The organism is Halanaerobacter jeridensis (genome assembly GCF_016908315.1).
Lineage (GTDB): Bacteria > Bacillota > Halanaerobiia > Halobacteroidales > Halobacteroidaceae > Halanaerobacter > Halanaerobacter jeridensis.
In genome coordinates, this window is record NZ_JAFBDQ010000001.1 from 37,422 (window position 1) to 52,050 (window position 14,629).

Annotated in this window: 17 protein-coding genes; 16 read left to right on the top strand and 1 reads right to left on the bottom strand. The window is 31.5% G+C overall.

All coding sequences use genetic code 11. The annotated features are described in order from the left end of the window. Positions 1–6: 6 nt before the first annotated feature. Positions 7–441 carry a hypothetical protein gene (locus JOC47_RS00200; RefSeq protein ID WP_204699946.1) on the bottom strand — a complete coding sequence of 145 codons (435 nt, stop codon included), beginning with the start codon at positions 439–441 and terminating at the stop codon, positions 7–9. A gap of 162 nt (positions 442–603) precedes the next feature. Here JOC47_RS00200 and JOC47_RS00205 point away from each other — a divergent pair, with 162 nt between their 5' ends. From JOC47_RS00205 to JOC47_RS00280, 16 genes are all read left to right on the top strand, one after another. Beyond that, positions 604–1,686, top strand: a complete 1,083-nt coding sequence (locus JOC47_RS00205) for an AI-2E family transporter (RefSeq protein ID WP_204699947.1) — start codon at positions 604–606, stop codon at positions 1,684–1,686. A gap of 52 nt (positions 1,687–1,738) precedes the next feature. Continuing rightward, complete coding sequence (locus JOC47_RS00210) at positions 1,739–3,337, top strand: methyl-accepting chemotaxis protein (protein ID WP_204699948.1); 1,599 nt, start codon at positions 1,739–1,741, stop codon at positions 3,335–3,337. Between the two features lie 130 nt (positions 3,338–3,467). Continuing rightward, entirely contained in the window at positions 3,468–4,109 is a 642-nt protein-coding gene (gene trhA, locus JOC47_RS00215) for a PAQR family membrane homeostasis protein TrhA (RefSeq protein ID WP_204699949.1), read from the top strand. A gap of 270 nt (positions 4,110–4,379) precedes the next feature. After that, positions 4,380–5,336, top strand: coding sequence for a stage III sporulation protein AA (gene spoIIIAA / locus JOC47_RS00220; protein ID WP_204699950.1), 957 nt, complete (start codon positions 4,380–4,382; stop codon positions 5,334–5,336). 8 nt (positions 5,337–5,344) lie between these two features. Continuing rightward, on the top strand, positions 5,345–5,854 hold the full coding sequence (gene spoIIIAB, locus JOC47_RS00225) for a stage III sporulation protein SpoIIIAB (RefSeq protein WP_204699951.1): 510 nt from the start codon (positions 5,345–5,347) through the stop codon (positions 5,852–5,854). 14 nt (positions 5,855–5,868) lie between these two features. Beyond that, the gene (gene spoIIIAC / locus JOC47_RS00230) at positions 5,869–6,063 is read left to right on the top strand and encodes a stage III sporulation protein AC (protein ID WP_204700237.1); all 195 of its coding nucleotides are present in this window, start codon (positions 5,869–5,871) and stop codon (positions 6,061–6,063) included. A 23-nt stretch (positions 6,064–6,086) separates the two neighbouring features. Further along, positions 6,087–6,473 (top strand): stage III sporulation protein AD, encoded by a 387-nt coding sequence (spoIIIAD, locus tag JOC47_RS00235; protein ID WP_204699952.1) that lies wholly within the window; start codon positions 6,087–6,089, stop codon positions 6,471–6,473. Between the two features lie 11 nt (positions 6,474–6,484). Then, a complete protein-coding gene (gene spoIIIAE / locus JOC47_RS00240; RefSeq protein ID WP_204699953.1) occupies positions 6,485–7,663 on the top strand; it encodes a stage III sporulation protein AE in 1,179 nt (392 codons plus the stop codon). Between the two features lie 6 nt (positions 7,664–7,669). Beyond that, positions 7,670–8,221, top strand: coding sequence for a stage III sporulation protein AF (gene spoIIIAF, locus JOC47_RS00245; protein WP_204699954.1), 552 nt, complete (start codon positions 7,670–7,672; stop codon positions 8,219–8,221). 14 nt (positions 8,222–8,235) lie between these two features. Further along, positions 8,236–8,850, top strand: coding sequence for a stage III sporulation protein AG (gene spoIIIAG / locus JOC47_RS00250; RefSeq protein WP_204699955.1), 615 nt, complete (start codon positions 8,236–8,238; stop codon positions 8,848–8,850). An 8-nt stretch (positions 8,851–8,858) separates the two neighbouring features. Continuing rightward, positions 8,859–9,467 carry a SpoIIIAH-like family protein gene (locus JOC47_RS00255; protein ID WP_204699956.1) on the top strand — a complete coding sequence of 203 codons (609 nt, stop codon included), beginning with the start codon at positions 8,859–8,861 and terminating at the stop codon, positions 9,465–9,467. 178 nt (positions 9,468–9,645) lie between these two features. After that, a complete protein-coding gene (accB, locus tag JOC47_RS00260) occupies positions 9,646–11,535 on the top strand; it encodes an acetyl-CoA carboxylase biotin carboxyl carrier protein (protein WP_204699957.1) in 1,890 nt (629 codons plus the stop codon). 298 nt (positions 11,536–11,833) lie between these two features. Beyond that, positions 11,834–13,192 carry an acetyl-CoA carboxylase biotin carboxylase subunit gene (gene accC, locus JOC47_RS00265; protein WP_204699958.1) on the top strand — a complete coding sequence of 453 codons (1,359 nt, stop codon included), beginning with the start codon at positions 11,834–11,836 and terminating at the stop codon, positions 13,190–13,192. A 30-nt stretch (positions 13,193–13,222) separates the two neighbouring features. Next, positions 13,223–13,642: an Asp23/Gls24 family envelope stress response protein gene (locus JOC47_RS00270; protein WP_204699959.1), complete on the top strand. Its 420-nt coding sequence runs from the start codon at positions 13,223–13,225 to the stop codon at positions 13,640–13,642. A 106-nt stretch (positions 13,643–13,748) separates the two neighbouring features. Then, positions 13,749–14,297, top strand: a complete 549-nt coding sequence (gene amaP, locus JOC47_RS00275; protein ID WP_204699960.1) for an alkaline shock response membrane anchor protein AmaP — start codon at positions 13,749–13,751, stop codon at positions 14,295–14,297. Positions 14,298–14,315: 18 nt separating this feature from the next. Then, the gene (locus JOC47_RS00280) at positions 14,316–14,549 is read left to right on the top strand and encodes a DUF2273 domain-containing protein (protein ID WP_204699961.1); all 234 of its coding nucleotides are present in this window, start codon (positions 14,316–14,318) and stop codon (positions 14,547–14,549) included. Positions 14,550–14,629: the final 80 nt, after the last annotated feature.

Genomic DNA, 14,629 nt, shown 5'->3' on the forward strand with positions numbered 1-14,629 from the left:
GAGAGGTTAATTATTATTGAGAATATATAATAAAACTCCTAAAATAAGACCCCAAATGAATGAGGTAATGGTATTAGTAATACTAGTAGTGAGATTGGAATCAGCTAAGATTGGTAGTTTAAATAATACTACTAATGATCTAAAAATAAAAGTAATAAAAAAGGCGTAAAGTCCTCCCTTAATAATTATGCCTTGCGAACTGATTTGAGTAATTATATAGTTAAAAGCAATACCTAGAGTACCTGTCCAAAATATATGAACAAATAGGGAATAAACAACTTCAAATATAGTTTGTGGTACAGAACCTAACATTATTATTCCTGCCCAATCCAGAAAGCGAATTGTAGTTAAGTGAAAGTTATAAAATAATATTAAGTTAATTATATTCATTATAATTGCTGCAATAATTCCAGCAGTTAAACCTTTGAAAATTTTATCCATTTTAAATTCCTCCTAAGAATTTATCTAACTTTTATTTTATCTCAATCCAAAGTTATTATACAATCTAGATAAAAGGATATAATATATTTATCAAGAAAATATTTAACTAGATAACAATTAATTAAGAATATAAGTATTATAAGTAAGAAGGGGGAAAGACAAATGTTTAAAGGTAAGTTTTTTAAGATTACTTATGGAATTATTTTAGTCTTAGTAATTATCTTTTTATCGGGACAAGTTCCCTATATAATGGAACCGCTATCTACAGTATTATCAATTATAATAGTACCTTTATTGTTAGGTGGTTTTTTTTATTACTTATTACGTCCTATAGTTAGATTCTTCACTTCTAAATTTAAGAATAAAACTGTAGCTGTCGTAGTTACTTGTTTATTAGTGATTGTTTTTATTGCTATGATTATATTTTTTGGCGGTAGTATAATTTATAATCAAATTAAAGAACTGATTTCTTATTTTTCTAATAATTATGAATTAAGTTATCAAGAAACTAAAGAAAGCTTTAATCAAATGATTGAAGCGAGTAATGGTAGACTTGATTTTTTGAATAAGTTTAATTTTCAAGAAAGAATTTCTGATTTCTTTCAAAAAGTCTTAGCTAAAATAAGTGGTTATAATTATGTAGGTACTTTTTCTTCATTAACTAACTTAGGTACAATAGCTATTTTAATTCCTTTTGTTATTTTTTATCTCTTAAAAGATGATAAAAAGATTCATAAATTTTTATCTGTGATGTTAACGAGATTTTCTAAGTGGGAGAAGGAAGATATTGATGAGTTGTTGGTTAAAATAGATAAAGTTTTAGCTGATTATATAGGTTCGCAGCTAATTGTAGCGATTATTTTAGGAATTATTATGTTCTTGGGTTATTTGATTATATCTTTACCTAATGCTTTTGCTTTAGCTTTAATAGCAATGGTAACATCACTAATTCCAATTTTAGGGCCAACGATAGGGATTCTACCTGCTTTATTTATTGCTTTAACTATTGATTTTCTAATGATGGTCAAGGTTATTTTAGTATTGAGTATTGCCCAGTATTTAGAGGGGAATTTAGTTCGTCCTTTAGCTCAGGGAAATAAATTAGATATTCATCCCTTGATTATCTTATTTATAGTTTTGATTTCTGTATTATTATTTGGGGTCTTAGGTGCTTTATTTGCAGTTCCTGTTTATGCTGTTTTACGAGAAGTGATTCGTACTTTAGTTGATTTTGATATAGAATAAAGGGTTTGGTATTATTTTGTCTAATACATAATTTAAGAGGGGAGGTGGGGGGATGTTTCTTAAACAGTTAAAAAGTATTAAAGTTGAATTGCTAATTAGTATTATACTAATTGTATTATTAATTTTGATTGGTTTTGGTGCTGCTACTTTTCCTTTTTTAAGGGAGAGGTTATATAAGGATAAGCAAGAACGATTAAAAAACTTAATAAATTCTAATTTAGGAATATTAGAATATTATTACAGTTTACAGCAGCAGGGTAAATTGACTAAGCCTGAAGCTAAAGCTAGAGCTAAGGATATGATTAAGAAATCAACCTATGGAGCTAATGAGAAAGATTATTTTTGGATTATGGATGATCAACCATTGATGATTATGCACCCTTATAATTCTGGCTTGATAGGGGAAGATTTATCTAATGTTGAAGATCCTAATGGCAAGAAATTGTTTGTAGAAATGATAAAAGAAATAGAAAAAGGTGGGGCTGGTTTTGTAGAGTATAGTTGGCAGTATTATGATAACCAAGAGAGAATTGAACAAAAACTTTCTTATGTAGTAGAATTCGAGCCGTGGAATTGGATTTTGGGGACAGGAATTTATATTAATGATATTAATGAGACTATATTTGATTTAGTCAAAACAGTAGTTCTGATTGCAATGTTTCTGATAGTAATAGTATCTATCATCAGTTATTATTTAGCTGACTATTTTGCTAAACCAATTAAAGAGATTACTACTGTTGTGAGTAAATTTGCTGAGGGAGATTTGACTGCTGATATAAATATTGACCGTAGCGATGAGTTAGGAACTTTAAGTATAGAAATTAATAAAATGCAAGATAATTTGAAAGGACTTATTAAGAAAATATTAGAATCAACTGAAAACATGTCCGCTTATAGTGAAGAATTATCTGCTTCGGCTCAAGAAGGTAACGCCTCTATTGATACTACTAATAATTTAATAGAGGATATGACTTCTAATATTCAACAAATATCTGCTAGTGCGCAAGAAGTGACTAGTTTTGCGCAAGAATCTACTTCCAAAACTAAAGTAGGGAATGAAAATATTAATGATACTTTGACTAGTATGGAACAGATTAGTGAATCTGTTAATGAAGCAGTGCAGGTGATTAGTGAATTAGATGAGACTTCAGAAGAAATTAATAAAATTATTGAATTAATTACTAGTATAGCAGAGCAAACTAATTTATTAGCTTTGAATGCTGCTATTGAAGCTGCTAGAGCTGGGGAAGCAGGGCAAGGATTTGCTGTAGTAGCAGAAGAAATTAGAGAATTAGCTGAAGAAACTAATCAAGCCACTGAAAAAATAGCTGGATTAATAGATAAAACTCAAAATAAAACTGAAACAGGCTTAAAAGTAATTAAGAAAGTAGAAGATAAGGTTGAAAATGGACAAGAAGTAGTAGAAGAGACGGGAAAAGTTTTTAAAGAAATTGAGGATGCTAGCGAAGAGACAGCAGCTCAAATTGAAGAAACTGCTAATGCTGCTCAGGCTTTGGTGGAAAGTAGTGACGAAGTTAATCAGGCTACTGGTGATATTGAAGATATGTCTAACGAAATTGCTACTTCTGCTCAAGATTTAGCGGCAATGTCACAAGATTTACAAGAAATAGTAGAAGAATTTAAATTATAAAGGCGTAAATGTTAGCTGTAATTTAACCACCGAGAGGTGGTTTTTTTATGTTTGTCTTTCTTTGCTTATTAAACATTTTTTGCTATAATGAATAATACAAAGTAAATTATGGTTTATAAGGAGAGTTGCTATGACCGAAAAAAGGAAATTAACTCACGGAGAAGAAATAACAAATGTTATTTTACATGGTATAGGATTAGGATTAGCTATTGCAGCTTTAGTGGTATTAGTAGTTTTATCTAGTATGCTTGGTACTAATTGGCATACAGTAAGTTTCAGTATTTATGGTGCAACTTTGGTGATTCTTTATCTATCATCAACTTTATATCATAGTTTTCCTCATGGAAAAGTAAAAGAAATCTTTAAAATATTTGATCATTCAGCAATTTATTTATTAATTGCTGGGACTTATACCCCTATTAGTTTAATTACTTTACGGGGTACTTTAGGATGGACTATCTTTACAGTAGTTTGGGCCATAGCTATATTTGGGATTGTATTCAAAATATTTTTTGTGAAAAAATTTAAGATATTATCTACCTTATTATATATTGCTATGGGTTGGTTAATTGTAGTTGCAATCAAACCTTTATTCTTAGCTTTAAATGATATAAGTACAATCTTTTTAGTAATTGGGGGAGTTTTATATACGGCAGGGACTATTTTTTATGCTTGGCGTAGTTTAAAATATCATCATGCTATCTGGCATTTGTTTGTGCTAGCTGGGAGTATTTGTCATTTCTTTACGATGCTATTTTTATTATTAAAATAAAAGTTAAACTAGAGCATACTCTTATCTAAGGGTATGCTCTTTTTTTATTATAAAGAAAAAAATTCTACTTTGTTAAAAATTGTGATTTTTAGGTTTTGATTTTAATCTTTTAACTTATATCTCTTTACTCATTACTAGTTACTAAATGAGCCGTGGCTTATTTTTTTACTTTTTGTTTCATAATTTTACCATCTGGTTAATATAATTAAGTAGCAGAGTTTGACTTCTGATTCTAGTTTCGAATTTATAATAATAAGGGGGCAGTATAGATTGGCGAATAATTCAAAACAAGTATTAGAGAAGACAATATTACCTGTTTTAGCACCGGGGTTGAGAGCTTTGATTAAAAAGGTTCCAGCACGAGAGATTGAGGATTTAGTAGAGATTAGAGTTAGAGTTAACAAACCTTTGTTATTAGAAAAGGTTAAGCAAGAAGTATTAGTCTCAGCAGATGGAGAAATTGTAAAAAATGTTGCTGGGGCTTATCGAATAACTAAAAAAGATATTAAAGAAACTTTGCATTTAATGACTAATAGTTCTTTATATACTTTAGAAGAAGAGTTAAAATCGGGATTTTTAACTTTAACGGGGGGGCATCGAGTAGGATTTGTAGGTCAAGTTATTAGTGATAATAAATCTATTAGGCGGATTAAGAATATTTCTGCTCTAAATATTAGGTTGTGTCAAGAGATAATTGGTGCTGCTGATAAAGTAATTGATAATGTAATTGCTGGTACTGATGATATTCATAATACTCTAATAATTTCCCCCCCGCGCTGTGGAAAGACGACTTTAATTAGAGATTTGATTAGGCAGATAAGTAATGGAATATCAGATTTGAATTTTAGTGGATTAAAAGTAGGGGTGGTTGATGAAAGGTCTGAAATTGGGGGAGCATATCAGGGCTTAGCGCAAAATAGTCTGGGAATTAGAACTGATTTATTAGACCGAGCTCCTAAGGCGGAAGGAATGCTATTGTTGATTAGGTCAATGTCGCCTGATGTAATAGTTACTGATGAGATAGGTTCACTTCAGGATGTAGAAGCAATTCAAGAATCTTTAAATGCTGGAGTTAGAGTCGTGACCACAGTTCATGATAGTAATTTAAGAGAAGTAAAAGCACGACCTAGTTTACAAGGCTTATTTGAGATGGATACTTTTAAGCGGATTATTATTTTGAGTCAAAGATTTGGCCCGGGAACAGTAGAACAGATTATTAGGCAGTAGGTGATAATTTGAAGTTAATAGGAGCAATTTTGATTCTTTTTAGTAGCAGTAGTATTGGTTTTTTAGTGGCCCATAAAATTTCTTTGCGGCCGCAACAATTACAGCAAATAAAGACAGCCTTAGAAATGTTAAAGACAGAAATAGATTATGGTATGACTCCTCTGCCTGAAGCATTTAATAAATTATCTCAAAATTTACAGTCGCCAGTAGCAGAGCTGTTTAGATTAGCTAAGATAAATATAGAAGAGGGATTAGTAGCTCAAGAAGCTTGGCAGAAAGCAGTAACAGAAGTAATTTCTGAGTTGGCGTTGCTAGAAGAGGATAGAAATGTGATATTGGATATTGGTTGTAATTTAGGCAATTCAAGTAGTGCAGACCAAATTCGGCATTTGCAATTGGCCCAAGAAAAAATAAATAATTTATATCAAGAAGCAGTACTAGAAAAACAGCAAAAAGTTAAGTTGTGGCGTTATTTAGGAGTGTTAACAGGATTACTAGTAGTGATTATTATTGTTTAGGAAGGGGCCTAATGATGAATATTGATTTAGTATTTAAAATTGCGGGGTTAGGAATTTTAATTTCTGTTTTTAATATGGTGTTGAAACAAGCAGAAAAAGAGGAACAAGCACAGATGTTAACCTTAGTAGGGGTGATTATAGTTTTAATGGTAATTATTCAATTGATTAATCAACTATTTACTAATATTCGTAGTATTTTTGGGTTCTGAATCAGTATTAGGAGGAATTGCAGGTGGAAATTATTCAGATAGTAGGGTTAGGAATTGTAGGGATGATTATGTCTGTAGTACTTAAAGAATATAAGTCTGAGCTCGCTGTACAATTAAGTTTGGTTGTAGGGCTTATAATTTTCACGCTAATGTTAGCTAAAATTTCTGTAATTATTAATGTTTTAAAGAAGTTAGCTGTGAGTGCTCAACTGGATATGGTTTATTTCCAAACAATACTTAAGATAATTGGGATTGCTTATATAGCTGAGTTTGGAGCGCAAATCTGTCGTGATGCTGGAGAAGGAATTATAGCTACTAAAATTGAATTTGCAGCTAAACTGTTAATCATGGTCTTAGGGATTCCAATTATGCTAGCTATTTTAGAATCAGTAATGCAACTATTACCATAAAGGATGATAAGATGAGACAATTTATTCTGATTATCTCAATTATATTATTAGTTACAATTCCTATAGCAGCTGAAAGTAATAACTCAGCACGTTTGAATTCAGAAGAGATAATAAAGCAGAAATTAAAAGAACTTAATTTAACAAATTTAAGGCAAGAAGTAGAGAAGTTAAATCAACAAACTAATAATTACTTACCTCCACTGCAAATAAATGATCTCCTTGATTTATTTAATGAGCAGGGGTTGAAAATTAAGATAACTGCTATTATAAAAGGATTGCTCCGTTATTTATTTGATGAAATAATAGTTAATTCACGACTATTAGGTGAGTTGGTGATTCTATCTTTGATAGTAGCTATTTTAAAGACTTTTCAATTTAATTTTAGTAATACTGAAGTAAGTAAATTAGCTAATGGAATTATTTATTTAGTATTAATTATCATTGCCTTGAATTCTTTTAAAGTAGCAGTAGTAATTGCCCAAAACACAATTACTAATATGGTTGATATTATGCATGCTCTTTTACCTTTGCTTTTAACTTTATTAGTTAGTTTAGGAAGTATAACTTCAGCTACTTTATTTCATCCGATTAGTTTTTTAATTGTTAATGCTTTAAGTACTGTAGTAGCTAAAGTAGTTTTCCCACTGATTTTTTTAGCTGCTATCTTAGATATAATCAATAATATTTCTGATCACTATCAAGTAACGGGTTTAGCTTCCTTGTTTAAGCAGATTGGTGTAGGGTTATTGGGGGTAGTTATGACTATTTTCATGGCAGCAATAGTCACTCAAGGTACTATTGCTGCAGTTAGTGATGGAGTAACAATTCGAACAGCTAAATATTTAACAGGAAGTTTTGTACCAATTGTAGGAGGATTTGTGGCTAATGCTCTAGATATGATTGTAGGAGGTTCTTTATTAATTAAGAATGCGCTCGGGATTTTTGGTGTGCTAACTATTTTAATTTTTTGCTCTTTTTCAGTGATTAAAATAATTGCTTTAGTCTTTATTTATAGATTAGCAGCAGCAATTGTGCAGCCCGTTAGTGATGCCAAAATTGTTGATTGTTTAAATCGATTAGGAAACAATTTGTTACTTGTTTTTGCTGCAGTAGTAGGGGTAGGGGTTATGTTTTTTACAATTATAATTATTATAGTGGGGACGGCTAATTTTGTAGTTATGTTGAGGTGATAAATTATGGAGCAAATTAAACTATGGGTTAAGAATATAGTATTAATTGTGTTATTTGCTAACTTTATTGAGATGCTCTTACCTAATAATAAATTTAGAGGTTATATTAGAGTTGTAATTGGTTTTTTTGTTATTTTAGTTATTATAGTACCATTTATAGAATTGTTAAGTTTTAGACCAGGAGAGGTGGATTTAAGTTTGATTGATAATAATAATAGACAGCAGAACTTAGAAGAAATTTTAGCAGCTGGAAATAGACTAAGAAAAGAAGAAGCTAAAGAAATTAGAAAAAATTATAAGAAAAAACTAAGCAAACAATTGACAGCAGTTATTAATTTAAATACTCAATTACAAGATCCCAAAATCAATGTAGTTCTTAATAATCAAAATGAAGTAGAGAAAATAATAATAGATACTACTTCCCAAAAGATAACTCCAGTGCAAGTAGAGATTAATCAAAATGAGAGTGAAAAGAAGAAGGAGTCTCAACAACATAATTTGAAACAGTTATTGATTAACTTATATGGATTTGATGAAGATGAAATTGAGGTTAAATGAGGTGGATAGATACTATGGCTAAGCAAGATAGAGAAGGGAATATTTTAAATAATTTATTTTCGAATGAAAGTTTTTTTAATAGTGATAAATCAAATCTATTAAGATATTTATTTGTTTTGATTTTAGTGGGAGTCTTTTTAATGTTAATAGGTAATTTCTTTGATTCTAAGCAGAGAAACAGAAGTAATTCTTCCCCCCAACAAAATCATAAGCAGCAATCTGAGCTTAATTCTTCAGTTGAGGAAAGATTAGAGAGTAGACTAGAAGAGGTTTTGTCTCAGGTAGCAGGGGTAGGGAGTGTTAGTGTTAATATTACTTTAGAAACTGGACCTAAATATATTTATGCTAGAGACGATGAGGATTCAACGAAAAAAATTATGGAAAACGATAAATCAGGGGGGGCTAGAGAAACAGAACAGCAACAGAAACGAAGCCAAATTGTAGTTTTGAATCAAGGCGGAACTAGTAAAGCAGTAATTAAAAAGAAAGTACAGCCACAAATCAGAGGGGTGTTAGTAGTAGCAGAAGGGGCATCAAATTCAAGAATTAAGGCTAATTTAATTGCTGCTGTTAAAGTAGGATTAGGGGTTGAGAGTTATAAAATAAAAGTATTAGCAAAAGAAAGGTAGAGATAAAGATGATTAATGTAATTGCCAATCAAGAAATCAAAAGAAAATTTGCTTGGTTTTTGGTTCTGATGTTATGGGTAGGGATGGTAACAGCTGTTGTAGTTCATCGAAGTGAAGTAGATAAAGATCATATTGCTAAGATGTCTTCAGCAGAAGGGGAGGTTGAATTAAATACAGAAGAACAAAGTAGTAATGTTGAATTATCAACCAGTAAATCTACTATTCTTAATGTAGCTAAAAAGAAAGACTCTCCTGAAAAAAAAGAAGATTTTTTTGTGGAGTATAGAATTGAAAGAGAGCAAGCTCGCAGTGAACAGATTAATCTCTTAAGGGAGATGATTAATAATCCAAATTCCGATAAACAATTGAAAAGTAAAGCTCAATCTAAGTTATTGGATATTAGCAATAACATAGAAGAAGAAATGGAAATAGAAAGTTTGATTAGAGCTCGTGGTTATCAAGATGGAATTGCTTTTATCCATAACAATTCTGTTGAAGTAATAGTAGCTTCTGATAATTTGAAGCAGCAAGATGTCGCTCAAATCGGAGATTTAGTAAAAAATACTACAGATGTTAATTTGAAGGATATAACTATTATCGAGAAACCAGCTGAATAAATTGACAAAACAACTAAAAAAAGATATAATTATTTCAAACCAAATAAACAATGCTCAGGTTTAAGATTATTAGCCTGAGTTTTTTATATTACTTTTTCCATAACTTATTTGTTTTCTCGTGGAATTTATTATAAAAAAGATAATTATGATGTAACTAAGTAATTAAGGAGGGAGAATTATGAGTAGTGAAGTAGAGAAAAATGAACAAAGAAAAATAAAAGTAACTGATACTACCCTACGAGATGCTCATCAATCTTTGTGGGCTACTAGAATGAGAACTGAAGACATGCTTCCTATTATTGGGAAGATGGATGAAGTTGGTTATCACTCATTAGAGGTGTGGGGTGGAGCCACTTTTGACGTTTGTATGAGATATTTAGATGAGGACCCTTGGGAAAGATTACGGTTATTAGATTCTTATACTAATAATACTAATCTCCAGATGTTATTAAGAGCACAAAATGTAGTAGGATATAAACATTATCCAGATGATGTAGTTAGAGAATTTGTATATAAAGCAGCTGAGAATGGAATAGATATATTTAGAATTTTTGATGCTCTTAATGATGTTAGAAATATGCAAACTGCTATTGAAGCAGTACAAGAGACTGGCAAACATGTGCAAGCAACAGTAGTGTACACTGTTAGTCCCGTGCATACTATAGAGCACTATATAGAGACTGCTATGGAATTACAAGAGATGGGTGTAGATTCTTTATGTATTAAAGATATGGCAGGGTTGTTAAAGCCATACCGAGCTGAAAAATTAATTTCAGCTTTAGATGAGAAACTTGATATGCCAATTGAGTTACACAGTCATTATATTGGTGGAATGGCAATGACAACTTATCTTAAAGGTATTGAATCAGGAGTAGATATTATTGACACTGCTACTGCATCATTAGCCTTTGGTTCTTCGCAACCACCGATTGAAACTATGACTGCTATTTTTGAAGATACTAAATATGATACTGAGTTAGATCTTGATTTATTGTTTGAAATAGATAGTTATTTTGAAAGAGTAAGAAGAAAAAGAGGATTTAGTCGTGGAGTTACTAAAATTACTGATATGCAGACATTTTCTCACCAAGTACCTGGTGGTATGATTTCTAATTTAGTGTCTCAACTTGAAGATCAAGATGCTGGAGATAGAATTCATGATGTTTTAGAAGAGATACCAAAGGTAAGAGAAGATTTAGGGTATCCACCACTAGTAACTCCTACAAGTCAAATTGTTGGTACGCAGGCTGTATTTAATGTATTATTAGGGGAAAGATATAAGGTGATACCTGATGAAGTTAAATCTTATATCAGAGGTTATTATGGTCAACCTCCAGCTGAGATTGATCCTGAAGTACAGAAAAAAGCAATTGGTGATGAAGAACCAATTACTTGTCGTCCGGCTGATTTATTAGACCCAACTTTAGATGATATTAAGGATGAAATTGAAAGATACGCTGAAAAAGAAGAAGATTATTTATCTTATGCTTTATTCCCACAAGTAGCACTTAAATTTTTAAAGGAAAGAAAAAAGGAAAAAGATATCTTTGGAGAAGATAATAAAGAAGAAGGTCATACTAAGGAGGCTAATGAAGAAATGGAATTAACTGATATTAAAGAATTGGTTGAAATGTTAAATGAAACTGATATTTCTGAGCTAAACTTAGAGGATGAGGGAACTAAAATTAGCATCAAGAAAGGTGGTCAAGTGGTAACAGAAAACACTGATATTTCTGTTTCTCAGCCGCAGCCGCCACAAACAACAGAAACACAAGATTCTAGTGAAGAGAGCAATGCTAGTCAAGAAGAAGCACAAGAAAATGTAGATGGGGAAGAATTTGAAGCACCAATGGTAGGAACATTTTATCGTTCTCCTGCTCCCGATGCTGACCCATTTGTAGAAGTGGGAGATGTAATAGAAGCTGGAGATACTTTATGTATTATTGAAGCTATGAAATTAATGAATGAAATTGAGGCTGAGTATAAGTGTAAAGTAGTAGATATCTTAGTCGAGGATGCAGAACCAATTGAATTTGGTCAGCCGTTATTTATTTTAGAAAGATTATAAAACACAAGTAATTAAACTAATATTATAACTAAAGACTTTAGTGTCAGTGACAGTAACCTAAATTCAACAAATGGTTATAGTTGCTGGCACTAATTTTTAAGTCTAAGGTTAAGGCTAAGCAAAAGAATAGGGTTAAATTTTAAACTCAAGCTTAATCTTAGACTCAAACTTAAACTCAAGCTTAATTGTGAATGTTTATACTTGAAATTTAATATTAATAATAGTAATTATAATAAAAAGACAGTATAATAATTATGAAGATTAAATTTTGAATTTGGGATAAAGGGGTAGTGATAAAATGTTTGATAAAATATTAATAGCAAATAGAGGAGAAGTGGCAGTTAGAATTATAAGAGCCTGCCAAGAATTAGACATTAAGACAGTAGCTGTTTATTCTGAAGCAGATGAAAATGCACTGCATGTTAAAATAGCTGATGAAACTTATTGTATTGGCCCACCTTCTTCTGGGGATAGTTATTTGGATATTCCTAGATTAATTAGTGTGGCTGAAATTTCTAATGCTGATGCTATTCATCCAGGTTATGGATTTCTATCTGAGAATGCTCATTTTGCAGAAGTTTGCGAAGAATGTGGAATTAAATTTGTTGGACCTAGAGCTGAATCAATTGAAAAGATGGGTGATAAGTCAGTTGCTAGAGATACAATGATTGCAGCAGATGTGCCAGTTGTTCCTGGTACTGAAGGTGCTTTAGAAGGAGCAGAAGAAGCTAAAGAGATTGCTGCTGATATTGGTTATCCAGTTATTGTAAAGGCTTCATTTGGTGGTGGAGGCCGTGGAATGAGAATTGCTAATAATGAAGAGGAAGTAGTACAAGCAATTCAAACTGCTCAATCAGAGGCAGAAGCTGCTTTTGGTAATCCAGAAGTTTACTTAGAGAAGTATGTAGAAGACCCACGCCATATTGAATTTCAAATTTTAGCAGATGAACATGGAAATGTTGTTCATTTAGGAGAAAGAGACTGTTCTATTCAGCGACGGCATCAAAAGATGATTGAGGAAGCTCCTTCTCCAGCAATCAATTCAGAATTAAGAGAAGAAATGGGTGAGGCAGCAATTAGAGCTGCTGAAGCTGTTGATTACCATAATGCTGGTACAGTAGAAATGCTATTAGATAAAGATGACAACTTTTACTTTATTGAAATGAATACTAGAATTCAGGTTGAACATCCTGTTACTGAATGGGTTACAGGAATTGATATTGTTAAAGAGCAGATTAGAGTAGCTATGGGTGAAGAATTAGGTTATGACCAAGATGATATCGAAATAGAAGGTGCAGCAATTGAATGTAGAATTAATGCTGAAGATCCAGATAAAGACTTTAGACCTTCCCCAGGTCAGGTAACTAACTATCTAATCCCCGGTGGTTTTGGAGTGAGAGTTGATAGTGCAGTTTATCAAGACTATGTCATTCCCCCATTTTATGATTCTATGGTAGCAAAATTAATTACTTGGGGTAGAGATAGAGAAGAATGCCGCAAAAGAATGTTGCGTTCTTTAAATGAATTTGAAGTTGGTGGAATTAAAACTACGATTCCATTTCATAAAAAAGTGTTAAATAACGAATACTTTACTAGTGGTGACTTTGATACTAGTTTCATTCCTACTCATATGATTGATGATGAGGAAGAAGAATAAAACCTAGAGATTTGTTTAGGGGGAGATAAAATGGAAACTGAAGAAAATGTAGGGGTTATCAGAATTGCTGATGAAGTGGTAAGCATTATTGCTGGTTTGGCTGCTACTGAGATTGAAGGAGTAGCAGGAATGAGTGGTGGCTTATTAGATGGTGGATTTGCTGAAATGTTAGGAAATAAGAATCTATCTAAAGGTGTTAAAGTAGAAGTTGGTGAAACTGAAACAGCAGTAGATTTATATATTATAGTTGAATATGGAGTTAAAATTGCTGATGTTGCCTGGGAAGTACAGCAAAATGTGAAAAAAGCTATTGAAAGTATGACAGGCTTAGATGTTGTTGAAGCTAATGTTCATATAGAAGGAATTAGTTTTAAAGATGAAGAAGAGGAAGAAGATAATGACGAAACTGAAGAAGAAGATGAAGTTACAGAAGTGCCGCGAGTAAGATAATATAAAAGTCGGTGCCTGATTGAGATGGACAATGTAGTTGAGTAGCTATTCATTGTCCATTTTCAATTTTAATCACCTGATTCCCAGGGTTAGAAAGGAGATTATTATGAGATTTTTAGATAGGTTTTTTATTTTAATGTTAGCTCTATTAGTTGTTGCTATTTCCGTAGGACTAGCTAGTTTTTATTTTGGAGTTGTTTCACAATACGAAGTAGCTAATTTTGTTGCTGAATTAGGAGGAAGAGCTGAAACATTAATAGTTGCAGCAGTTTTATTTTTAATTGCTATTCGGATTATACAATTATCATTTATGAGTCGAAATAAGGACAAGCAAACAATAATTGGAGAAGGAGAATTAGGTACAGTTAGGATTACTATTGAAGCTATTAATAATTTTGTTAAAGATGTAGTCAGAGCTGAAGCTAATACGACAGATACTCAATCTAAAGTTAAAGTTACTGAAGAAGGACTAGATGTAATATTAAACTTAACTGTATATGATAAAGTTAAAGTACCTAATTTGGCCAATCAGATCCAGGAACAGGTTAAATCAGAAATAGAAGAAGCTATTGGAGCTAAAGTTGATCAAGTCGAAGTCTTAATTAAAGCGATTGAAAAACCTAAAGAAAAAAATAAAAAATTACGATTAGATTAAAAATGAGGTGTATAAAAGATGTTTAACTGGGATGATTTATCTGAGATTTTAGATTTATTACATAAATATAAAGGAAGAATTAGTGGTTTGCTAATTGGGTTAATTAGTTCTATTTTAATAATTCAATTTGGTATTATCCCAGCTATATTTATTATTACTTGTATGGGAATTGGGTATTATTTAGGATTTCGTTATGATAATCGTCAAGATTTGCAAGATGTTTTAAATGATATTTTTCCACCTCATGAATAAAAGAGTGATTTTAATTAGAAGTTAGGGATAATTCAACCACCTTTAGGGTGGTTTTTTTATTTGATTTGCAGTTTAATAGG